General features: G+C 66.8%; 27 protein-coding genes. 9 read left to right on the forward strand and 18 right to left on the reverse strand.

Annotated features, from left to right (window positions below; genetic code table 11):
- Positions 1-3 precede the first annotated feature (3 nt).
- From AWB89_RS00330 to AWB89_RS00345, 4 genes are read right to left on the reverse strand one after another with little or no spacing between them, the layout of a single operon-like run.
- Positions 4-438, reverse strand: a complete 435-nt coding sequence (locus AWB89_RS00330) for an SRPBCC family protein (protein WP_085093339.1) — start codon at positions 436-438, stop codon at positions 4-6.
- An 8-nt stretch (positions 439-446) separates the two neighbouring features.
- Positions 447-902 (reverse strand): SRPBCC family protein, encoded by a 456-nt coding sequence (locus AWB89_RS00335; RefSeq protein ID WP_085093337.1) that lies wholly within the window; start codon positions 900-902, stop codon positions 447-449.
- Positions 903-959: 57 nt separating this feature from the next.
- Entirely contained in the window at positions 960-2,036 is a 1,077-nt protein-coding gene (locus AWB89_RS00340; protein ID WP_085171104.1) for a CaiB/BaiF CoA transferase family protein, read from the reverse strand.
- 6 nt (positions 2,037-2,042) lie between these two features.
- Positions 2,043-2,489, reverse strand: a complete 447-nt coding sequence (locus tag AWB89_RS00345) for an SRPBCC family protein (protein ID WP_085093333.1) — start codon at positions 2,487-2,489, stop codon at positions 2,043-2,045.
- A gap of 66 nt (positions 2,490-2,555) precedes the next feature.
- On the opposite strand from AWB89_RS00345, the gene AWB89_RS00350 reads away from it, so the two are divergent.
- Entirely contained in the window at positions 2,556-4,229 is a 1,674-nt protein-coding gene (locus AWB89_RS00350) for an alpha-keto acid decarboxylase family protein (RefSeq protein ID WP_085171105.1), read from the forward strand.
- Here AWB89_RS00350 and AWB89_RS00355 read toward each other — a convergent pair.
- From AWB89_RS00355 to AWB89_RS00385, 7 genes are all read right to left on the reverse strand, one after another.
- The gene (locus tag AWB89_RS00355; protein ID WP_085093330.1) at positions 4,226-4,411 is read right to left on the reverse strand and encodes a (2Fe-2S)-binding protein; all 186 of its coding nucleotides are present in this window, start codon (positions 4,409-4,411) and stop codon (positions 4,226-4,228) included. The two genes, AWB89_RS00350 and AWB89_RS00355, sit on opposite strands and share 4 nt — an antisense overlap.
- Before the next feature lie 7 nt (positions 4,412-4,418).
- Positions 4,419-5,045 carry a fatty-acid--CoA ligase gene (locus AWB89_RS00360; protein ID WP_142282384.1) on the reverse strand — a complete coding sequence of 209 codons (627 nt, stop codon included), beginning with the start codon at positions 5,043-5,045 and terminating at the stop codon, positions 4,419-4,421.
- A gap of 10 nt (positions 5,046-5,055) precedes the next feature.
- On the reverse strand, positions 5,056-5,739 hold the full coding sequence (locus AWB89_RS00365) for a twin-arginine translocation pathway signal (RefSeq protein ID WP_142282385.1): 684 nt from the start codon (positions 5,737-5,739) through the stop codon (positions 5,056-5,058).
- Entirely contained in the window at positions 5,736-6,632 is an 897-nt protein-coding gene (locus AWB89_RS00370; RefSeq protein ID WP_241520390.1) for a hypothetical protein, read from the reverse strand. Before AWB89_RS00370 ends, AWB89_RS00365 begins: the two co-directional genes overlap by 4 nt.
- A 344-nt stretch (positions 6,633-6,976) precedes the next feature.
- Positions 6,977-8,443 (reverse strand): FadD3 family acyl-CoA ligase, encoded by a 1,467-nt coding sequence (locus AWB89_RS00375; RefSeq protein ID WP_085171127.1) that lies wholly within the window; start codon positions 8,441-8,443, stop codon positions 6,977-6,979.
- A 25-nt stretch (positions 8,444-8,468) separates the two neighbouring features.
- Entirely contained in the window at positions 8,469-9,659 is a 1,191-nt protein-coding gene (locus AWB89_RS00380) for an amidohydrolase family protein (RefSeq protein ID WP_085093326.1), read from the reverse strand.
- Between the two features lie 91 nt (positions 9,660-9,750).
- On the reverse strand, positions 9,751-10,173 hold the full coding sequence (locus AWB89_RS00385; RefSeq protein WP_085093324.1) for a lipoprotein LpqH: 423 nt from the start codon (positions 10,171-10,173) through the stop codon (positions 9,751-9,753).
- 114 nt (positions 10,174-10,287) lie between these two features.
- On the opposite strand from AWB89_RS00385, the gene AWB89_RS00390 reads away from it, so the two are divergent.
- The gene (locus tag AWB89_RS00390) at positions 10,288-11,046 is read left to right on the forward strand and encodes an enoyl-CoA hydratase/isomerase family protein (RefSeq protein ID WP_085093322.1); all 759 of its coding nucleotides are present in this window, start codon (positions 10,288-10,290) and stop codon (positions 11,044-11,046) included.
- A complete protein-coding gene (locus tag AWB89_RS00395) occupies positions 11,043-11,471 on the forward strand; it encodes a hypothetical protein (protein ID WP_085171107.1) in 429 nt (142 codons plus the stop codon). The genes AWB89_RS00390 and AWB89_RS00395 overlap by 4 nt, the downstream gene beginning before the upstream one ends.
- On the opposite strand, the gene AWB89_RS00400 is transcribed toward AWB89_RS00395, so the two are convergent.
- On the reverse strand, positions 11,387-12,097 hold the full coding sequence (locus AWB89_RS00400) for a TetR/AcrR family transcriptional regulator (RefSeq protein WP_085171108.1): 711 nt from the start codon (positions 12,095-12,097) through the stop codon (positions 11,387-11,389). The genes AWB89_RS00395 and AWB89_RS00400 overlap by 85 nt on opposite strands.
- Positions 12,098-12,324: 227 nt before the next feature.
- Between AWB89_RS00400 and AWB89_RS00405 the strand changes: the two genes are divergently transcribed.
- Complete coding sequence (locus AWB89_RS00405; RefSeq protein WP_085171109.1) at positions 12,325-13,626, forward strand: cytochrome P450; 1,302 nt, start codon at positions 12,325-12,327, stop codon at positions 13,624-13,626.
- Here the strand turns inward: AWB89_RS00405 and AWB89_RS00410 are convergent.
- The 5 genes from AWB89_RS00410 to AWB89_RS00430 all read right to left on the reverse strand — a co-directional run bounded on the left by AWB89_RS00410 (position 13,623) and on the right by AWB89_RS00430 (position 17,993).
- Positions 13,623-15,377: a PE domain-containing protein gene (locus AWB89_RS00410; protein ID WP_085171110.1), complete on the reverse strand. Its 1,755-nt coding sequence runs from the start codon at positions 15,375-15,377 to the stop codon at positions 13,623-13,625. The genes AWB89_RS00405 and AWB89_RS00410 overlap by 4 nt on opposite strands.
- 160 nt (positions 15,378-15,537) lie before the next feature.
- Entirely contained in the window at positions 15,538-15,819 is a 282-nt protein-coding gene (locus AWB89_RS00415) for a cytochrome C oxidase subunit IV family protein (protein ID WP_085171128.1), read from the reverse strand.
- A gap of 7 nt (positions 15,820-15,826) precedes the next feature.
- Complete coding sequence (locus AWB89_RS00420) at positions 15,827-16,405, reverse strand: cytochrome c oxidase subunit 3 family protein (RefSeq protein WP_085171111.1); 579 nt, start codon at positions 16,403-16,405, stop codon at positions 15,827-15,829.
- Positions 16,402-17,217, reverse strand: a complete 816-nt coding sequence (locus AWB89_RS00425) for a hypothetical protein (protein WP_085171112.1) — start codon at positions 17,215-17,217, stop codon at positions 16,402-16,404. The genes AWB89_RS00420 and AWB89_RS00425 overlap by 4 nt, the downstream gene beginning before the upstream one ends.
- On the reverse strand, positions 17,214-17,993 hold the full coding sequence (locus AWB89_RS00430; RefSeq protein WP_085171113.1) for a hypothetical protein: 780 nt from the start codon (positions 17,991-17,993) through the stop codon (positions 17,214-17,216). Before AWB89_RS00430 ends, AWB89_RS00425 begins: the two co-directional genes overlap by 4 nt.
- A 106-nt stretch (positions 17,994-18,099) precedes the next feature.
- Between AWB89_RS00430 and AWB89_RS00435 the strand changes: the two genes are divergently transcribed.
- Positions 18,100-18,681, forward strand: a complete 582-nt coding sequence (locus tag AWB89_RS00435; protein ID WP_085093307.1) for a TetR/AcrR family transcriptional regulator — start codon at positions 18,100-18,102, stop codon at positions 18,679-18,681.
- 124 nt (positions 18,682-18,805) lie between these two features.
- A complete protein-coding gene (locus AWB89_RS00440) occupies positions 18,806-19,030 on the forward strand; it encodes an Mtp family mycobacterial-type pilin (RefSeq protein WP_241519245.1) in 225 nt (74 codons plus the stop codon).
- A 13-nt stretch (positions 19,031-19,043) separates the two neighbouring features.
- Here AWB89_RS00440 and AWB89_RS00445 read toward each other — a convergent pair whose 3' ends face one another.
- A complete protein-coding gene (locus AWB89_RS00445; protein ID WP_085093303.1) occupies positions 19,044-19,448 on the reverse strand; it encodes a hypothetical protein in 405 nt (134 codons plus the stop codon).
- A 150-nt stretch (positions 19,449-19,598) separates the two neighbouring features.
- Between AWB89_RS00445 and AWB89_RS00450 the strand changes: the two genes are divergently transcribed.
- From AWB89_RS00450 to AWB89_RS00460, 3 genes are all read left to right on the forward strand, one after another.
- Positions 19,599-20,327 (forward strand): hypothetical protein, encoded by a 729-nt coding sequence (locus tag AWB89_RS00450; protein WP_085093301.1) that lies wholly within the window; start codon positions 19,599-19,601, stop codon positions 20,325-20,327.
- Positions 20,324-20,899, forward strand: coding sequence for a twin-arginine translocation pathway signal (locus tag AWB89_RS00455; RefSeq protein ID WP_085093299.1), 576 nt, complete (start codon positions 20,324-20,326; stop codon positions 20,897-20,899). The genes AWB89_RS00450 and AWB89_RS00455 overlap by 4 nt, the downstream gene beginning before the upstream one ends.
- 92 nt (positions 20,900-20,991) lie before the next feature.
- Positions 20,992-21,510, forward strand: coding sequence for an Rv2253/PknI dimerization domain-containing protein (locus AWB89_RS00460; protein WP_085093476.1), 519 nt, complete (start codon positions 20,992-20,994; stop codon positions 21,508-21,510).

Below are 21,510 nucleotides of genomic sequence, written 5' to 3' on the forward strand. Positions count from 1 at the left end.
CAGCTAGCCCTCCATCACCCGCTTGCGCAGCCCCTCCAGCGCGGCGTGCAGGATCTTCTTGCGGGCCCGGTTGATCACGAACTCGGGCAGCGGCGCCGACGGCTCGACCGTGATGCCGAACCGCACGCGCGTCTTGTCGTCGCTCTCGCGGGTCAGGTTGTACTCCCCGTGCTGGCCGTGTTGGTGGATGGTCTTGGCGGCGTCCCACACCATCCAGTCCGGCCCCCAGTGGTACTCCAGGAACTGGGTGTCGAAGATGCCCATCACCCTGATCGTCACCTTGACGTGGCAGGGCCGCCCGTCGGGATAGGAGTCGATCACTTCGACCTTCTTGTGCACCGCAGACCACGACGGCACGGTGTCCATGTCGGCGAGCGCGTCCATGATGACGCTCGGGGGCGCGTCGATCACGATTTCCGACGATGCTTGTACGGCCACTGCGACAACTAGGTCGGCTTGTCGAGGGCCCCGCCACCCATGACGAGGTCGCTCAGCCCCTTCACCGAGGCGTCGAGAACCTTCTCGGTGGCCCGCTTGACGACGAACGCCGGAATGGGTCCGGCCGGCTCGACGGTGATATCGAAACGCACGCGCGTCTTGTCGAGGCCCTCGGGCTTGAGGTTGTACTCGATGTGTTGGCCATGCTGCTGGGCGGTCCCTTTGACGTCGTAGACAACCCAGTCGGGGCCCCAGTGATACTCCAGGATCTCTTTGTCGACGATCCCGAGAATCTTGATCTTGGTCTTGACGTGGTGGGGCCGACCGTCGGGATAACGGTCGATCACCTCGATGTGCTTGTGCAGCGGCGACCACGACGACAGGACGCCGACATCTGTCAGCGCCTCCATGACCACTTCTGGCGGCGCGTCTACGACAAATTCCCGAGATGCTTTTACGGCCACTGAGATCAACTTAACCCCACCGCCCAACGCGCGGACAGTGTTCGCCGAAATCTCTACTTACCAGCCGATTTCGGTGAGCGGTGTGGTTGCCGCCGGCGGCGCCCCGACCGGGCCGGCCGGCGTTCGGGAGAACCGCGGCGCGGGCGCGGCCTGCTCGACGCCGTGGGCGGTGATCACCGTCGACCGCGCGTTCAAATGGTCGTCGGTGGCGGCTTCGCTCCACGTCAACACCGGGGTGACGCACGCGTCGGTGCCCGCGAAGATCTTTGTCCACTCGTCGCGGGTGCGGCCGGCGAACCGCTCGGCGAAGACGTCGTACATCCTTGGGTACGAACCGATGTCGAGCTGGCCGGGCACCTCGTCGGGCGACAAGCCGAGCCCGGTCAGCAGCGCCGCGAAGAATTGCGGCTCGATGGCGCCGACCGCCATGTACTTGCCGTCGGAGGTCTCGTAGCAGCGGTAGAACGGAGCGCCGCCGTCGAGCAGAAACGATTCGCGCTCGTCACGCAGCGAGCCGGTGGCCTTCATCGTCCACATCATCTGGGCGAGCAGGCTGACGCCGTCCACCATCGCCGCGTCGACGACCTGGCCCTTGCCCGAGCGTTCCCGCTCGTAGAGCGCGACGGCGATGCCCAGCAGCACCAGCATCGAGCCGCCGCCGAAGTCGGCGACCAGGTTCAGCGGCGGCATCGGCGGCCGATCCCGGTAGCCCAGCGCGGACAGCGCGCCGGTCTGCGACAGATAGTTGATGTCGTGGCCCGCCGTCTGGGCCACCGGGCCCTGCTGCCCCCAGCCCGTGATCCGCGCGAAGATCAGCCGCGGATTGACCGCGGCACAGTCCTCGGGACCGATGCCGAGCCGCTCGCAGGTGCCCGGCCGGAAGCAGTCGAGCAGCACGTCGGCCTTGCCGGCCAACTCGAGCAGCGCCTGGGGCTGGGCCTTGACGTCCAGGTCGACGATCCGCTTCCCGCGGTGCAGCAGGTCGCGGTCCTCGGGCGGCATCGTGAGGCCGCCGGGCCGGCGCACCCGCACCACGTCGGCGCCCAGGTCGGCGAGCATCATTCCGGCGTGCGGCCCCGGGCCGATGCCGCCGAGTTCGATCACCCGCACCCCGGCCAAAGGTCCGCCGGCCACGGGCGGCTACTCGCCCTTCTTGACCTGGAGCACGCGCTTGCGCAGCTCCTGGGTGGCGGAGTCCATGGTGCCCTTGACCGCGCGCTTGAGCACGAAGCCGGGCAGCGGGACGTTGGGGTCCACGGTCACCTCGAACTTGACCAGCGTCCGGTCGTCACCCTTGGGCACCAGGATGTACTTGCCGTCCTGCGACTTCTGCTGGGCCGAACTCACCAGCGTCCAGCTCACCTCGTTGCCGCTCCACGTATAGGCCACCACCTGCTCGTCGGTGATGCCCGCCGTTTTGACCTTCATCTTCACCTGGCTGGGCCGGCCGTCGCCGCCGGTCTCGAGCACCTCGGCGCTCTGGTGCGGTCCCGACCATTCGGGCATCGCTTCGAAGTCTGCGATGACGTCCAGAATCTCCTCGGGGCTGGCTTCGATGACGATCTCGCGGGATTCTTTGATTGCCATGGCCCGCACGATAGGCCAATCGGAGTCCGGCCGGTAGGCGTTTGAACCAGGGGTACCGTCGTCTTCGTGACTGATCCCCTCTACACCGTGGGTGACTACCTGTTGGACCGCCTCGCCGAGCTCGGCGTCTCCGAGATCTTCGGCGTGCCCGGCGACTACAACCTGGCATTCCTGGACCACATCGTCGCGCACCCGACCATTCGGTGGGTGGGCAGCGCCAACGAACTCAACGCCGGGTACGCCGCCGACGGGTACGGGCGGCTACGCGGAATGTCGGCCGTGGTAACGACATTCGGTGTCGGTGAGCTCTCGGCGGCTAACGCGATCGCGGGCAGCTACGCCGAACACGTGCCGGTGGTGCACATTGTGGGCGGTCCCTCGAAGGACGCGCAGGGCGCCCGGCGGGCGCTGCACCATTCGCTCGGTGACGGCGACTTCGAGCACTTCTTCCGCATCAGCCGCGAAATTACCTGCGCCCAGGCCAATCTCATGCCGGCGACGGCATGCAGGGAGATCGACCGGGTGCTGTCGGAGGTGCGCGAACAGAAGCGACCGGGCTACATCCTGCTGTCCACCGACGTGGCGCGCTTCCCCACCGAACCGCCCGACGCACCGCTGCCCCGCTACACCGGCGGCACCAGCCCCCGCGCGCTGTCGCTGTTCACCGAGGCGGCCGCCGAACTGATCGGCGGCCACCAGCTGACGGTGCTCGCCGACCTGCTGGTGCACCGCCTGCAAGCCGTCAAAGAGCTCGAGGCTTTGCTGTCGGCCGACGTGGTCCCGCATGCCACGTTGATGTGGGGGAAGAGTCTGCTCGACGAGAGCTCCCCGAATTTCCTTGGCATTTACGCCGGTTCGGCCAGCGCCGAACGGGTGCGCACCGCCATCGAGGAGGCGCCGGTGCTGGTGACGGCGGGGGTGGTGTTCACCGACATGGTCAGCGGGTTTTTCAGCCAGCGGATCGACCCGGCGCGCACCATCGACGTCGGGCAGTACCAAAGCACCGTCGCGGGCCAGGTTTTCGCGCCGCTGGAGATGGGCGCCGCGCTGGAGGCGCTGGCCGCCATCCTGGTTCGGCGCGGGATCACGTCGCCGCCGGTGGCGTCGCCGCCGCCCGAGCCACCGCCGCCGGCCCCGGCGCGCGACGTGCCGCTGACGCAGCAGCTGGTGTGGGACCGGCTTTGCGAGGCGCTCACGCCGGGCAACGTCGTGCTGGCCGATCAGGGCACCTCGTTCTACGGCATGGCGGATCACCGGCTGCCACAGGGCGTCACGTTCATCGGTCAACCGCTGTGGGGCTCAATCGGTTACACGTTGCCCGCGGCGGTCGGCGCCGCGGTGGCGCATCCGGAGCGCAGGACGGTGTTGCTGATCGGCGACGGGGCCGCGCAACTGACCGTGCAGGAGCTCGGAATCTTCTCGCGCGAGGGGCTGTCCCCCGTCATCGTCGTCGTCAACAACGACGGCTACACCGTCGAGCGGGCGATTCACGGAGAAACGGCCCCCTACAACGACATTGTGAGCTGGAAGTGGACCGAGATCCCCCGGGCGCTGGGGGTTGCCGACCACTTGGCGTTTCGGGCGCAGACCTACGGCGAGCTCGACGACGCGTTCACCGCGGCCGCCGAGCACCGTGACCGGATGGTGTTCGTCGAGGTCGTCTTGCCACGGCTGGAGATCCCCCGCCTGCTCGGCGAGCTCGTCGGATCCATGTCACCGGAGGGCAGCGCACGCCGCTAGGTCGGCCGCGCCGTTCGGTCCGGGGCCGACGATCGCAGTAGCGCCTGAACGGTGCGCCGGCAGCGGCCGCAATCGGCGCCCGCCCCGCATGCCTGCGCCACATCCTTGGTCGTCGACGCACCGGCCTCGACGGCCTCGGCGACCGTCTGGCTGGTCACGCCGTTGCACAGGCACACGAACATCGGGCGCTTAGTCCGCCTCGATGCGCATCATGTCGAAGAACTGCCCGACGAACAGCGGGGGGTAGGCCCCGATGCCGGCCCCCGACATCCATTGCGCCGCGGCGTCCGGGTGTTCGATCCACTGCCGCGCGCCGTCCTCGTCGGGAAATTCCTGCAGTATCAGGACCTCGTGCTCGTCGTCGAAAGCCTGAAAAACCCAGGTCTTTCGGATGCCGGCGGCGGTGAACCGCTCCATCGCGGAGCGAACCCCCGCGGTCAGGGTCGCCACGTCGTCGACGGAGGCGATCGCGCAGACCACCACGCCCGGCGCCCCCGGCGCCGCCGGCGGTTGCGGGATGAACCTGTCGACGATCTCGCCGGCGAAGACGGCGGGGATGTCCTCGACGCCGGCCTCGTCGAACCAGTCGAAGAAGACCCGCGAGCGCAGCAATTCCACGATGGGTTCGCGGCTGTGCACGCCGATCATCACGAGCACGCGACCGTAGTCGTGGGTGGAGGTGTACACCAGCACGTGGTGGGCACCGATGTCGGCGAGCGCGGCCTTGTTGCGCTCGAGCAGCGGCCACACCCGGGTGGGGTCAGGGACGCGATAATCCGACGCGATCACCATCGAGTGGATATCGCCGGTGGTCAACGCGACGGCCCTATACCGGGTTGAACGACGAAATCAGCCATCTGCCATTAGCTTTCGTCAACGTGACCGTCACGCTGCTGTTCGTGAACGTCGGCTCCGGCCGGTCCTTGCTCTGCGTGCTCTGGTTGACGAACAACAGCACCACGGCCGAGTCGGGATGCAGCTCGGAGACCGCGGACCGCAGGACCACCGCGGTGGTCTTCACCGCCTTCTGCTTGGCGGCCGGGGCGACGATCTGCTGGGTGAACTGGTCGTAGTAGGACAGGAAGTCGCCGGTCAAATGCGACTTCGCGGAAGAAAAGTCACGGTCGAGGGTGTCGGGGGAATACGACAGCACCGCCACCGTTCCCTCGCTGGCGGCCGAGATCGCCGCCTTGGCGGCGCTCGCGTCGGTCGCCCGGTCGGGCCGGTAGAAAAACCAGTACTGCCAGCCCAACAGGGCCAGCGACACGACCACGAGTACCGCCAGCGCGATGGTGAGAACTCGTCCCGACGCCAGTTTTTTCGCCTGGGCTGCAAAACGCTTCACTCGCCCCGGCTTCTCGTCGTCGCCGGTGGTGGCGGCGCCCTCGAAGGCGTCGATGTCTTCGGCGTCGCCGACGTCGGCCGACTTTTCGGCGTCGACTGTTTCGTCGACCTCCGCGGTCTCTTCGACCGCGGCGGTCTTTTGACCCGATGTCTTGTCTGCGGTCACGGCACGAACTCGACTTTCGATATCTTCAGCTGGCCCCCGTCGCGTGCGACCGTCACGATCAGCCGGTAGTTGCGCGGATCCTGCTTGGCGCCAGCCGCATTCGTGACCTCAGAGGTGGAGGCAACCAGCACCACCGCCGAATCCCTGGTCATCGAGTCCAGTTCCACCGCCGCGGCCTGCACGCTGCCTTGCGAAACCACCTTCGACTGCTCCACCACCTTGGTGAAATCGTCGGCCATCTTCAGGAAGTCGTCCTTGAACGAGCCGGTGGAGTTTTCGAGGATGCGCTGCACCCCCTGCTTGGCGTTGTTGAAGTCCAGCGAGGTCAGCGTCACGACGCCCTGGCGTGCGGCGGCGACGAATTCGGCCGCACGCTGGCGCCGCTGGACGGCGTCGTGATGCTCTTTGATCATGTAGCCGCTGCCCGCCAGCGCGCCGAGGATGACCAGGACCGCCAGGCTGGCGGCGAGGGTGGACCACTTGGGGCGGCGAAGTCGTCCGGGCAGGCGGCTCCGGCGGCGCGCCGGCTGCTCCGCATCGCCCTCCGCCTTCGCTGCCGGCTCGTCGGTCTCGACGGCTTCCGCGTCCTCCGCGTCCTCGGCGCCCTCGGCAGCCTCGGTGTCCTCGGCTTCCGCCTCGGCCGTGGCGGCGGGCTCCTCGGTCCCGACCGCTACCGTCGCGTCCGGCTCGGCCTCCGCCGGGACGTCCGCGACGGCTTTCTCTTCGGCTTGTTGCTTGGCTTCGGCGAGTTTGGCCTCGCGGCGCAACTGAATGGCCCGGGCCCGGGCGCGCGCGGCGGCGGCGAGGGCCTCCGCTTCATCGGCTTCAGCCTCGGCCTGTTCGGCCAGCGCCCGGATTTCGGCGGCAGTGCTTGGGGTTTCGTCCTCGTTCACCGGAACCGATTTTTCAGCGGCATTCGGGCGGGTGCCCCCACTCACCGCTCACCAGCCCGAGAACAAGGCTGTTCGTGACTCAATGCCAAACTCCTCTACCGCTTGCCGTCGTGGCAAGTCTGCTTCCGGCCGTCGCCGTGGGGCAACCCTACTCGGGCCACGCGCCGGCGCGCGAGCACTTGCGCCGATCTTCTTTCCGCCGCGAATGCCCTGACGACCAGGAGAGCCACGTTATCACCTTCTCCTGAGCGCTCCGCTCATTCCGCCGCGCCCTCGCTCTACAAACGCATAACAAGCTGTGGAAACGCGATTCTCTTATCGGGCATACGGCAGTGCCAGCACGCCTAACGAAGCAGGTCCTTGACCACCTTGCCGGTGGCGTTGAGGGGCAGCACGTCCAGGAACTGCACCGAGCGCGGCACCTTGAAGCCGGCCATGCGTTCGCGACACCAGCCGATCAATTCCTCAGCGGTGACAGCATCTTTGGCGACGACGAACGCCTTGCCCACCTGTCCGAGCCGCTCGTCGGGAACACCGATGACCGCCGCCTGCGCCACGGCCGGGTGGTGCATCAGGAAGCCCTCGATCTCGGCGGGGTACGCGTTGAACCCGCCGACGATGAACATGTCCTTCTTGCGCCCGACGATGCGCAGCCGGCCCGCGTCGTCCAGGTTGCCCAGGTCGCCGGTGTGCAGCCAGCCGTCGGCGTCGATCGCGTCGGCCGTGGCGGCGGGATCGTCGAGGTAGCCCTGCATGATGCCGTAGCCGCGGACCAGCACCTCGCCGTCGTCGGCGATGCGCACCTCGACCCCCTCACAGGGCAGGCCCGCGGTGGTGGCCACGTCCTCGAAGGAGTCACCGGGCCGGGACAGGGTCACGTTGCCGGCCTCGGTGAGGCCGTATCCGGTCATCAACGTCTGGAACGGCAATTCGCTGTGGATGCGGCGGACCAGTTCGACGGGAATGTCGGCGGCGCCGGTCACGCCCGCCCGCAAGGTCGACAGCTTGGCCTTGTCGCGGACGGTCAGCAGCGAGTGGTACAGCGTCGGAGGCCCGGGCAGCATCGTGATGCCTTCGCGCTCAATGAGATTCACCGCCGCGTCGACGTCGAACACCGCCACGGGCAGCATCGTCGCGCCGCGCAGGAAGGACGTGATGAGCCCGGCCTTCAGGCCGAACGTGTGGAAGTAGGGGTTGATCTGCAGGTACCGGTCACCCTTGCGCAGGTCCGCGAGCGTCGCCCACTCCTCGTACATGCGCAGCGTTTGCGCGTGGTTCATCATCGCGCCCTTCGGGCGGCCCGTCGTGCCCGAGGTGAAGATGATGTCCGCGATGTCGGTGCCGTCGACCGCCCGCTCGAACGGTGAACCGCTGGAAAGGAACTCGGACTTCAGGTCGATGACCGGTATCCCGGACGGCGCGACGTAGTCCTGGTCCAGAAACCCCTTCTGCACCAGCACGGCCTTCGCGCCGCTCCGCGCGATGACGTCGCCCGCCTCCTCGGTCTTGAACCGGGTGTTCACCGGCACCAGCACGCCGCCCGCGGTGAGCAGTCCGAAGGCGGCAATGATCCACTCGGCCGAGTTCGGTGCCCAGATCGCGATTCGATCGCCCTTGTCGACACCGGCGTCCGCGAAAGCTCCCGCGGCACAACGAATCCGCTCGACGACCTGCGCGAATGTCAAGCGCAGCGGACCGTCGACGACCGCTTCCGCGTCGCCGAACCGGTCCGCCGCGCTCAAGACCATCTCGGGGATGGTCCGCCACACCCGATTGGGCGGCTCCTCCTCATCGCGCTGCGCGCTCTGCATCGTCACCGCCCGGGCTGGGTGGCCGTCACACCGTGACGAGCCGACCGAGGTTGCCGCCCATGATCTTTGCCTGGTCGTCGACGGGAAGGTGCGACAGCGCGTTGACGTAGAAGGTCGGCTCAGCCAACCCTTCGGGGTGCGGCCAGTCCGAGCCGTACAGCACCCGGTCCACGCCGACGAGGTTGACCAGATCGTCGATGCCGTCCTCGAAGAACGGGCTGACGTGGATGCGGCTCTTGACCATCTCGACGGGGTCGCTCGGGAAGACCTCCGGGGCCTTCCGGAAGACCTCGGCCAGCCCGTCCAGCAACGGGGTCATCCACTTCGAGCCGGCCTCGACGATCGCCACCTTCAGCTTCGGGTGGCGGTAGAGGGCGCCGTGGATCACCCACGAGCCCACCGCGTCCTGGATCGGCCGCCACTCGTTGAGGATGCCCATCGCGTTGGTCTGGAACGGCAGCATCTCCTGCTCGGCGCCGTCCCACTCGGAGGTGTAGCGGGAGTAGCCGCTGTCGGACGAGTGCATGCCGACCAGCACGTCGTGCTCGACGACCCGCTCCCAGAACGGGTCGAACTCGGGCACGGCGAACGACCGCGGGCCGCGGAAGCCGGGGACGGGGGCCGGGCGGACCAGGATGCAGCGCGCGCCGCGCTTGACCGCCCACTCCAGCTCCTCGATCGCCTTCTCGACGATCGGCAAGGTGATGACCGGGGTGGTGAAGATCCGGTTCTGGTAGTTGAAGCCCCAGACCTCATGGAGCCATTCGTTCAGCGCGTGGATCAGCACGTGGATGGCGACCGGGTCGTCGCGCAGCCGCTCCTCGAGCAGGCTGGCCAGCGTCGGGAACATCAGGGTGCGGTCCAGACCGAGCTCGTTCATCTTCTCCAGCCGGGGGCCGGGCTCGAAGAACGCCGGGATCGCGCGCATCGGCTCGCCGAACAGCTCGCGCTTGCTCTTGCCATCCGGGTTGCCGTACTTGAAGTACTCCTCCCAGGCGCCCGGCCGGGCGACGACCTCGAACGTCGGGTTGGGAATGTAGTTGCTGATGTGTCCGCGGATCGCGATCTTCGTCCGCCCGTTGATCTGCACGTACTGGACGAAGTCCTTGTACTCCTTGGGCAGGAACTTGGTCAGCGCCTCCGGCGGCTCGTAGAGATGGTTATCCGCGTCAAAGATCGGAAACGGGACGTCCTCCCGGTGCGACAACTGGCCCATGAAATCCTCCTTCGCAATTTACGAGAATACTATTCTCTACGGGCACGCGACCGCAACGGGGCCCCACCTCGCAGGGCTTGGCCCCGGAGAGTCAGCAGGTCGCGATGATTTTGAACGTCGCGGAAGCCGGTTCGCCCGGGTTGTCGGTCTTGTAGCCGTTGGCGGTGCCGGTGATGGTGAACTTGTCGCCGCTCAGGCTCATGTCCGCGTTGCCACCGTCGTGTGCCGAGTACATGCCGGTGAATCCGCCCAGATTCTGGATGCGGACCGATTCGGCGCTCAGCGGCTCGGCTCGCTGATCGATCACGACCTTGGCCCCGGCGAAATCGCCGCCGATGTCGATCGTCCGGTACCACTCCAACTGGCTGCACTTGACCACATGGATGTTGGCGTCGTTTCCGTTGACCGTCACCGACGCGGTGCTGGAGATGGGGCTTTGCGGCTTTGGGCTGCATGCACCGAGGCCGGCCACGGCAAGCACCGCGGCCGCTGCCGCCACGATTCGGTTAGGCACTGGCGACCTCGATCCTCCGTGACGAACTTCTGGGACCTGCTGCGATGATGTTATTCTCCCCGAAAGAGAATGCCAATATCGGTATTTCGCGGCTTTTCCCTGGAGCGATAACGCATGGTGGACCTCGAGTACAGCCCTCTTCTCGAAGGCGGGCTGGCGGTACTCACCATCGACCGCCCCCACGCACGCAACGCCATCGCGCTGGACACCATGGAGCAGCTGGAGAAGGCGATCGACGCTGCGGCGGGCGCGCGGGCCCTGGTCGTCAAGGGCGCGGGCGATCGGGCCTTCGTCTCGGGCGGTGACCTCAAGGAACTGAGCGCGCTGCGCACCGAAGAGGACGCGGCGGCCATGGCCAGGCGGATGCGGTCGATCTGCGATCAGCTGGCGGCGTTTCCGGCGCCGGTCATCGCCGCCCTGAACGGCCACGCTTTCGGTGGCGGCGCCGAATTCGCCGTCGCCGCCGACATTCGGGTGGCCGCCGACGACATCAAGATCGCCTTCAATCAGGTGACGCTGGAGATCATGCCGGCCTGGGGCGGCGCCGAACGCCTGGCCGCGATCGTCGGCAAGAGCAAGGCATTGCTCTTGGCGGGCACGGGGACCGCGCTGGACGCCGCGGAGGCCGAGCGGATTGGGCTGATAGACCTCGTGTTTCCGCGGGCCGCGTTCGACGAGGGGTGGCGGTCGGTCGCCACGTCGCTGGCGCGCCATCCGGCGGCCGAGATAAAGCGGGTAATCAGCGGCGTTTCCGCTGATGAAGCGATAGCATCCTTTGCACGGCTGTGGGTTGCCGACGCCCACTGGCAGGCCGCAGAGCGGGTGATGAACCGCACCGCCAGTCCGCGCCCGGCAGCCGAAGGAGCGACATGACCAGCACCGCGGAGAGACTGTTGGGCGTTGGCGCGGCGATCTTGATGGCGCTGACCGGCCTGCTGGTGAACACCGGCCGGGCACAGGCCGACCCCGTCTGGCACCAAGTCGTCTATATCGTCACGGCCACCAGCCCGGCCTACGTCGACATCTTCTACCAGGACCAGGACCCGACGGTCTTCTCCGACTACAGCCACAACCCGTACAGCTTTACCCCGCAGGTGCACGCCGACGTCGGCCCCGGTAAGGCGTGGTCTCAGCCGGTGCAACTGTTAAATCCCGACCAGTGGGCGATGGTCACCGCCACCACCGGTCGTGAACCCTTGGCGCAGGGCGGCATTCAATGCGACCTGTCGGTCGACGGCAAGGTCGTGGTGTCCAAGCTTGGACCCAAGGGCGCGCTCTGTTCGCTGCGCACCTGGTGAACCACCCAGGTGGGCGGTACCCCGGCCACGGGCCGCGGTTCGCCTTCCAGCCGGCGCAGATAGGTCTCGACCAGCTCCAAGGTTTCGGCGTGCCCGCCGGATATGCCGACCGCCTGCTCGAGAACCAGGAACCGCGACAGGCTGGTCATCAGGACCGTCCACACCACCGGCGGGACGTCCTCGCTCTCGGCGCCGTAACGCTGCAGCGCGGCGGCCACCACCCGGCGTTGCTCCTCGCGGAAGCGTTCCGCGTAGTACGCGATCTCGGCTCGCATCTCCTTGCGATGGTTGGCCAAGGCCATGAACTCCATCGAGATTCGGGTGAAGCCGGGATCGGTGCCGAATCTCCACAAGGCCCAGAGCGGTTGGGGGCTTTGCAGCGCCCGCGCCTGCGCCTGCAGCCCTTCATCGGCGCGGCGGCGGAACACCTCGAGGAAGAGCTCGTCCATGGTGCGGAAGTAGTAGTGCACCAGTTGGGGTTTCAGCCCGGCCCGGCTGGCGAGCCGACGCGAGGTGACGGCGGCATAGCCCTCCTCGAGCATCAGCTGCTCGGCCGCGTCGAGCAGCAGGCCGCGGTTCTTCGCGTCCGGCGCCCCGATCCTGCGGGCCACGGAAGCAGGTGTCATGCCTTGACTCCATACTCTCGACGCACTCGCGACGTCCCAGTGTCGACCATGCCTGATCGTAGCCAGATCGTCCCGCCTCCCATGCGCGGCGATCTTGACCGTGACAATACCGCCATGCTAAGCAAGTGCTCAGCACTTCATGGATATGGACACCTGACTCGGGCGGCGCCGCGTCTCGCCGCCGACCCATCATTCGGCCGAGAGCCGCTCTTGGAGGCACGCACGACATGAGCAACTTCGACACGATCGACTTCTTCACCGATCAATCGCTGGTGCCCGATCCCCACCCCTACTTCGACTACCTGCGCAGCCAGAACCCGGTGCTGCGACTGCCGCACCACGGGGTCGTCGCGGTCACCGGCTACGAAGAGGCCACCGAGGTCTATAAGGATCCCGACACCTTCTCGAACATCGTCGCGCTCGGCGGGCCCTTTCCCCCGCTGCCTTTCCAGCCCGAGGGCGACGACATCAGCCTCCAGATCGACGAGCACCGCAGCTACTTCCCGATGAACGAGCACATGGTGACGATGGATCCGCCGGACCACACCAAGGCCCGGTCGGTGCTGGCCAAGCTGCTCACCCCGAGCCGGCTCAAGCAGAACGAGGAGTTCATGTGGCGCCTCGCCGACCGCCAGCTCGACGAGTTCCTGGTCAACGGCGAGTGCGAGTTCATCAGCGAATACTCAAAGCCGTTCGCCACCTTGGTGATTGCCGATCTGCTCGGCGTCCCCGAGGAGGACCACAAGGAGTTCCGCGTGGTGCTGGGCGCCGACCGCCCCGACGCGCGGGTGGGCGCGCTCGACCATGAGAGCGTCGGCATCAACCCGCTGGAATGGCTCGACGACAAGTTCTGCGCCTACATCGAGGACAGGCGGTCCCAACCGCGCGAGGACGTGCTGACCTCCCTGGCGATGGCGAAATACCCGGACGGGTCCACACCCGAAGTCATCGACGTAGTCCGTTCCGCCACCTTCCTTTTCGCCGCCGGGCAGGAAACCACGGCCAAACTGCTCAGCGCCGCGCTCCAGGTGATCGGCGAGCGGCCCGACATCCAGCAACAGCTCCGCGATGACCGCAGCCTCATCCCCGGGTTCATCGAGGAATCGCTGCGGATGGACAGCCCGGTGAAAAGCGACTCCCGCCTGGCCCGCAAGGCCGCCACGATCGGCGGCGTCGACATCCCGGCCGGCACCGTGGTCATGGTGTTGCCCGGCGCGGCCAACCGGGACCCGCGGCGGTTCGACAACCCGCACGAGTTCGACCTGCGCCGCAAGAACGTCCGCGAGCACATGGCGTTCGCGCGCGGCGTGCACTCGTGCCCGGGTGGGCCGCTCGCCCGGGTGGAGGGCCGCGTCTCCATCGAACGCATCCTGGACCGGATGGGCGACATCAAGATCAACGAGGTCCAGCACGGGCCGGCCGACGACCGCCGGTACACCTACGAGCCGACGTACATCCTGCGCGGGCTCAGCGAACTGCACCTCACCTTCACACCGCAGGCGCCGCCGCCCGGCCGCCCTGTGGCCTAAGGCCCGCTACCGATCTGCTCGAAGATCCCGGAGAACTCGAACGGGGTCTGCGCGATTCCGCTGCCGTCGACGGCATCGACGGCGCCCAACGTGCCGGTGATGTCGCGAGGCAGCTCCCACATGGACAGCTCGCCGATGTTGTTCTGCTGGGCGAAGGCGGTCAGCTGCTGGGCATTGGCGAGGCTGAAGATCTCGCTCGGGTCGTCATTGATGCCGATCAGGGGCGTCACGCCCAGCATGTGCCACGCCTGCTGGCTGGTCATCGAGGGGTAGAGCGTCATCAACTGGCCATGGGTGGCGGTCGCGGCATCGATCGCATACACCCCCACGCCGGGGTTGCCGGTCTGGTCGAAGCCGTTGCCGTAGTCCATGGCCATGACGTTGACGCGGGAAACGTCCACGCCGTTGGTGGCCGCGATCTGCAGCACATTCAACCCGCCGCCCTGCCCGGCGACCAGACCCGTCGGCAGCACCGGAAGCGTGTAGGAGACGGTCACCGGCGTGCCGTTGGCGGCCTCCTGCTGCTGCAGCATGGCGATCGCCTTCGCCTGGGTGGTCAGCGCGGGGGCGTTGGACTGCAACGCGCCTTCGACGTCGAAGTCCAGGTTGTAGATCTTGTACGTGTTGACCACCGACAGGTAGTCCTGCTCCAGCGCCGCGGGGGTCTGACCATTGACCGCGGACAGATCCGTGCCCGCCTCGCCGCCGAAGGAGATGGTCCCGTTGATGCCGGCCGTGTGCATGTTGGCGATCTGGTTGTTGATGTAGGAGATCTGCGAGCCGCCGTTGATGTCGTACGCCGAGTAGCCGCCCCAGGACGGTTGGCCGTTCGGGTCCGCGGTGATGAAGGCGAGCGTGGCGTCCCTGACTCCGGCGTGGCCGGCGGACGAGAAGTCGTATCCGTTGGGCCCGGGATAGAGCGTCACGTCGACATAGGGCGAGTACACGCCCGACGAGCTCCCGCCCGTGCCGCCGCCACCGCCGAGGCTGGTGCCGTCGTGCCCCTTGGTGCCGTTGGCCCCCGCGTGGCCCAGCATCGCCGAACCCTGCCCACCGGGCCCGCCCGCGCCGCCGGTCCCCCCGACGGCTCCGCTGCCGCCGTCTCCGCCGTTGCCGCCGACACCGCCGCTGCCGTAAAAGAGGCCACCATGGCCGCCCGCACCGCCCGCCCCTCCGCTGCCGCCGTTGACGCCCGGCGAGCCCGCGGCGCCGACGGTGCCGGGCCCGCCGGCGCCGCCCCAGCCGCCGTTGCCGAACAGGCCCGCGTCGCCGCCCCGGCCGCCGGGCAGACCGGCGGCGCCGGACCCACCCCTGCCGCCGTCGCCGACCAAAAGCCCTCCCGGACCGCCGTTTTGGCCCGTTCCGGGTGCCCCGTCCGCGCCGTTGCCGATCAGCGGACGACCCAGCAGCGCGTTCGTGGGCGCGTTGATCACGCCGAGCGCATCCTGCTCCAGTGCCTGCAACGGCGAGGCGTTGGCCGCCTCGGCGGCCGCGTACGAATTCCCGGCGCCGTTCAACGCCTGGATGAACTGCCGATGGAAGGTCGCCGCCCGCGCGCCCAGCGACTGGTAGGCCTTCGCGTAGCCGGAAAACAGCGACGCGATCGCCGCCGACACCTCGTCACCGGCGGCGGGCATCAGTGCGGTGGTTCCCACCAGGGCGACCGCGTTGGCTTCGCCGAGGGTCGAACCGATGCCGGCCAGCTCCGAGACCGCCGCCACCAGCGCCGGTGCCGCGATCAGAAACGCCATGGTGCCACCCGCCTTTCGGCGTATCACGCGATTGGCAAATGCTATTGAGGCGGACAAAACACCAAAGACGTCGCGAGGTAAGCGTTATCCAACCGTTACAAATGACGTACATCTCGACGACAGCGCGCGCAGCCGCGTCTAGCGCGTGGACATTTGCGAGCTACCCGACCGCCATCCCGGCGAAGTAGCACGCCAGCAGGCTCACCGCGATCAATATCACCCAGGCGTCCGTCAGCCGGCACAGCAGGACGGGCGCCTGCCTGACTTCCATGAACTCGCGAAAGATGATGCGCACCTTGATGACTGCGATCACGATGACGCTCGACGTGACCACCGCGCTCGGCCCGGACGACCCATCCACCGAGTGATCGATCACCAGGTACCCCAGGGTGAGCGACGCCAGCACCAGCCACACCACCAACAGCCGTTTGTTGAACGCGATCACCTTCTCACCTCACCACGTACAGCAGCGCGAAGATAAGCACCCACAGGAAATCGACGGTGTGCCAGTAGGTGGCACACGTTTCAATGATTTCCTGGGATCGCCGGGCGGGGCCGCGAAGTTGGTAGACGACGACACCGAGCACCACGAAGCCGATCAGCAAGTGCACGAAGTGGATCCCGGTCAGGAAGAAGTAGTAGGTGAAGAAGTCGTTGCTGTCGAAGCCGTTTCCCGCGCGGACCAACCGGGCCCACTCGAACACCTTGACGCACAGGAACACGGCGGCGAACGCGGCCGTGAGAATGACGTCGCGCAGCGCCGCGCGGTAGGCGCCGGCCCTGGCCGACTGAACGCACCGCGCCACCGACCAGGAGCTCAGCAACAACACCAACGTGTTGACCACCCCGATGCGCAGGTCGAGCTGCGCCTGAGAGTGCAGGAAGAGTCCCGGGCTTCGGCTCCGGTAGAACAAATAGAAGCCGAAATACCCTGTGAAGACGAGCGTTTCGAACAGGACGAAGGCCCACATGTCGGGCTGGCCCGGCACGAACCTGGCGCGCGTGTTCTTGTCGGCCACCTCGGTCATCGCGCGACCACCGTTCTGGCGGGCTCCGGCAGCGGCCCGGTGCCGAAGTCCTCGCGCCGGATCATGCGAAACAGCATGACGATGAAAGTGACTTGGTAGACGCCGAATACGACCATGTCCAGCCACCAGGCGATCTGGCCGTTCCATGCCAGCACCCCGCGCCGGAAGATCCAGCACGGCGCAACGACGACCTCGGTGAGCGCATTGCACAGGTTGAGATAGCCGAACCACTTGGGGAAGACGCGATTCCTGTCGAGCAGGATCGCGGCCATCCAGATCAGCGAGCCGATCAGGAAAACCCCCATGGTTCCGTCGAAGGACAAGAAGGCAAAGTCGTAGAGCCAACCGATCGCTTCGGGGTCTCGCTCGGGTCGCAGCGTGCCCACGATCAGCGCAATGTTGAGCAGCAGCATGCCCGGAACCGCGCTGAGCGAGTAGATGATCAGATACGAATACGCGAACGCCGGGCTGACCGACATTCGCCGCATCGAATACGCGATGAGGGCGTTGTTGATCGCGATCATGCCGCTGACCGCGAAGATGACGCCGAAGCCAACCGGTATCCCCAGGTGGCGTTCGTGAAACCAGTGCACCTGCGTCGCGAGGTCCCAGGTCGGCTGCGGCGGCGGCTGGACTTGCGCGACGATGAAGAACACAGGGAAGAACAGGTTGTAGAAGACGACGAGTACCGCCCAGGCAAGCCAGAGCTCGCGCTTGGGGCCGTGCATCAGGTGCCAACCGATGCGGCGGTGCAGCGGGCCCGAAGGCGGCGTGGCCGAGGACGCCGGCGGAGTCGTCATCACCGCGCTCATGCGACGACGAGTTCTTCGCCGCCCCGGCGGTATTCGGCACGCTCCCGATAAACGGCCTGCCCCAGAGCGACTCCCATCACCACGATCCACACGGCGATGGCGACGTTCTTCACCCAGAAGGACAGCAGGCCGTCCCAGGCCAGCGGGCCCGTCAGGGCCACGCCCACGAATGCCGCGGGCACCAGTGCGGCCGCCACGAGAAGGTTGAAGTGGGCCACCCAACGCTTGAAGACCGGGCGCGGCTGATCATCGAAATAGATTGCGAGGGCAAGGATCACGCTCTGCCCGATCAGGAAGGGCACCAGAATGGTGAAGGTGATCCAGGCGAAGTCGTTGAGCAGCTGCGTCAGCTCAGGGCTGCGCTCGGTCCGGAAGGCGGCCAGCAGCCAGCAGACGTTCGCGACAAGGAAGAGGGTCGGCCCGCCGGCCACGCAGCCCAGCATCGCGTAGGAGAAGATCGGCGTCCGGTGCGCCATCCTGCGGATCTGCAGGACGATCAGGGCCAGGATCGGCACGAGGCACACCCCGAACCAGTTGAACACGATCATGCTGTAGCGGATCTGCGGGAGGTGGGCCGGGTCGCGGTAGAACGCGGCGACCTGCTCCGCCGACATCGTGGGCGACATCGGCGGCGAGAAGCCCGGGAACAGCAGGAACGCACCGATCCAGATCAGCACCGTCGCGGGCAGAGTCCACAACAGGATCAACTCGCCATCGGTGCGCCGCAACGCCTTTCGCGGAGGGCCGGGACTGTGGTCGGCGCCGATGTCGGTCATCGGTGACTCCTTCCAGCGCGCGAGATCGGTTGGCCGCAGGCGGCTCGTCAGCGAAACTAGCCGATCGGCTATCCGCGGTCAATAGCCGATCGGCTACGCTTCCGGTGTGGTTTCCCCGCAGACCCGCAGCCGGTTTCGCTTCATCAGGCGCAGCCCCGCGCAGACGCGCATCCTCGACGCCGCGCTGCAGCTGATCGCCGAGCACGGCGTCGGTGGAACCTCGCTGCAGATGATCGCCGATGCCATCGGGGTCACCAAAGCCGCCGTCTACCACCAGTTCAAGACCAAGGAACAGATCGTCATCGCGCTCACCGAGCGCGAACTCGGGGGTCTCGAGGAGGCGCTGGAGGCCGCGGAGGCAGACGACCACCGGAGCAGGGCGCGCGAGGTGCTGCTCGATCGGGTCATCGACGTGGCCGTCGAACGGCGCGGCGCCGCAAGCACCCTGCAATTCGATCCCGTGATCGTGCGGTTGCTGGGCGAGCACGAACCGTTCCAGCAATTCATCCAGCGGCTCTACGGCGTGCTGCTCGACGACGCCGCCGAGGACGCGCGGGTCGCCGCGGCGATGCTGTCGGGCGCCGTCGCGGTCGGGGTGGTGTCCCCCCTGGTGGCAGACATCGACGACGACACCCTGCGCGCCCAGGTGGGGCGCATCACCCGCCGGCTGATCGGTGCGCCCGAGTGACGCCCGGTTCCCCCAATTTTCCTGGTCCGGAGCCGGCGCGCTCGGGTACGGTTCTCCCATGAGCAAAGTCGCGCGTTTCGCTGCCGCAGCGGTTATGGCCGGCACCGGCTTGGGACTGGTGAGCATGGGCACCGCGGCGGGCGCTCGCGCCGACGATCCTCCCTTTCCGTTCGTGGGATACCACTGGTGCCCGGGCCAGCCGTTTGACCCGGCGTGGGGGCCGCAGTGGGACCCGACCACGTGTCACGACGCGCACCATCGCGACGTGGACGGCACGATCCACGCCAACGACTACTACGGACCCAGCCCCTACCAAAATCAGCCCGAAAGACCGTTCCTAGGGCCGTAATTCGGCCCCGATGCTACGTGTCGCCGCGCTCCCAGTTTTGTACGCCGTCATGCGCATTGCAGACCAGGAAGAGGCCGTCGGGCGCCTGTGCGACGTAGTACTCCGGGTAGTCGCTGCAGGACGAATTCTCTTCCTTGACACCGGCCATCGGGGGCGACCGGAACCATCGCGGCTGATATCTCCTCGGCGAGCCGCAGAACATCAGGCGTCCCGGCTGCGTCGCGAAGGACACGTAGTAGTCGGCCGTCCCGAAGACGTAGTACGTGGTGTTGTCGCACGGCGCACCGAGCACTTGGTGCGGCATGATGCCCGGCGTGCAATCGGGGTAATCGCAATTCACCGGTCCGGCGGCGGCCTGTGGCGCCGCCAACAGACTGAGGCCCAGGAATACGGCGACAGCTGCCACGATGAATCGCACGGAACTACTTTAAGTTACTTCGCTACCTCAGGGAATAGAATTCTCCGGCTCGGAGAGGATCGGCATTTAAAGCCGCGGCCATCGGCGACGGCGGGGGTCCCTGGCAGTGATAATGTGGCTCTCCTGATAGCGCGGACGGGGAGGTGAGTCATGCCGCTGCGCAAGCTTCCCGCTGAGGCGACCGACGCCGACAGCCCGCGGTCGGCAGCATCCACCTCGGTCGCCGAAGCCGATGAGCTGGCTCTAGCTGAAGCCCGCGCCGCGGCCGCTCGGGCCCGTGCGGTACGACTGCGGCAACAAGCAGAAACGCCGGGCGACGAACCCGACGTGGTCGGCGCCAACGCGCCGGAGGCAGAATCCGATCCCGCGCCGCGGCGGCGGTGGCGGCCGCGTCGCCCGGGCCGGAAAGCCCTGGCCATCGCCGCCGGCATCGCGATCATTTGCTCCTCGTTGACGGCCAGCGGATACCTGATGTGGCATCACCGCGACGCGGTAGCGCAGCGGCAGCGCGAAGCGGAGTTCGCGGCCGCGGCGCGCGACGGGATTGTGATGATGATGTCGATCGATCCCGCCAAGGCACGACAAGACCTGCAACGCTTCGCCGACGACACCACCGGCGTCTTCAAGATCGGCTTTTTGATGGGCGCCGAGGACCTTGTCAAGGCGGTTGAGCAATCGAAAATCAGCACCAAGGCGACCGTGAAAGCCGTTGCCGTGCAATCCATGACCAAGGATTCGGCGCTTGTCCTGGTCGCGGCGAAATCCGAGCTGACCAAGCCGGGTGAGGATAAGCCGGAGTCGCGGTCCTTGCGGGCGGTGGTCGCCGTCCAACGGGACGCCGGGCAGCTCAAGATCGCGAGAGTCGAGTTCGTCCCGTGACGGCCGACGACGCATCACCGCAGGAGCCGGATCGGCGAATCGGCGCAATCCGGCGCTCGGCGCGTCGTCTCCTGGCGCGGTGGCGCCCTATCCTGCTGACACTTGTGCTGGTCGCCACCACCGGGTACGCCGTCGGCTATTTCTATTTGGTTTATCGCCCGGATATGCAAACCGACAATGCCGCGGCGCATCAAGTCATCAAGGCGGCCAGCGATGGCGCGGTGGCCCTGCTGTCGTATTCGCCCGAAACCCTTGACCGGGATTTGACCAACGCCAAATCCCGCGTGACCGAGGACTATCTGGCCTACTACCAGCGTTTTGCCGACCAGATCGTGGGGCCCGCGGCGCAGCGCGGCCAAGTCACGACGACCGCGAGCGTGGTCAAGGCCGCCGTGTCGGAGATGCATCCCAATTCGGCCGTCGTGCTCGTTTTCCTCAAGCAGAAGACCGCGAGCAAGGAAAAACCACAACCGATTGTGACGTCGAGCAGTGTCCGCGTGGAGATGACCAAGGTCAATGGTTCCTGGCTTATCGAGAAACTCGAGGCCATTGAGCCTCAACCTAAGCGTTGATTGAAACCAGACCGTGATATGCGAAAGCGGTGTTAGCCTGTGAATTCAACTGCACTGCAGACTGGCGGTATTTGCGCGTCAAGGAGCACGCGATGCGTTTAATGAATGCGACGGCAAGCGTGGCGCTGGCGGTCGCCGGCGTAATCGGCGGTGGGAGCGTGGCTCCGGCGGCATGGGCCTACGATGCCTCGATCAACGGGACATTCACCGCCACGTGGGTCGGTGAGTGGGCCAGGACCAACGACGTGTATCACCAGGAGCCGATGGTGCGGGAAACCTGGACGATCACCACTTCGTGCGTCACCGCAACGGACTGCTCGGGTCAGGTGGTCAGCGACGGGGGCTGGACCGCCCCGATCAACATGCACGACGGCAGCACCTGGTTCGTGAGTCGCGACATCCCCAACTGGACAACGTGTCCCGACGGCGGCCCTTCATACACCGGCCACGAAGTGATCCATTTCTACCCCGCCAACCCGGAGACCGGTGAAAAGGTGCTCGGGTCGTCGGTCTTTGCCGGAAGGGAACACACCACCGGCAAACCCGGCGCGTGCGGCACCAACCTCCCGCTCTACATCGACCAGCCTTTCCGGCTGGACAAGATCGGCTGA

Origin of the sequence: Mycobacterium paraense (genome assembly GCF_002101815.1) — a bacterium.
Taxonomy (GTDB): Bacteria; Actinomycetota; Actinomycetes; order Mycobacteriales; family Mycobacteriaceae; genus Mycobacterium; species Mycobacterium paraense.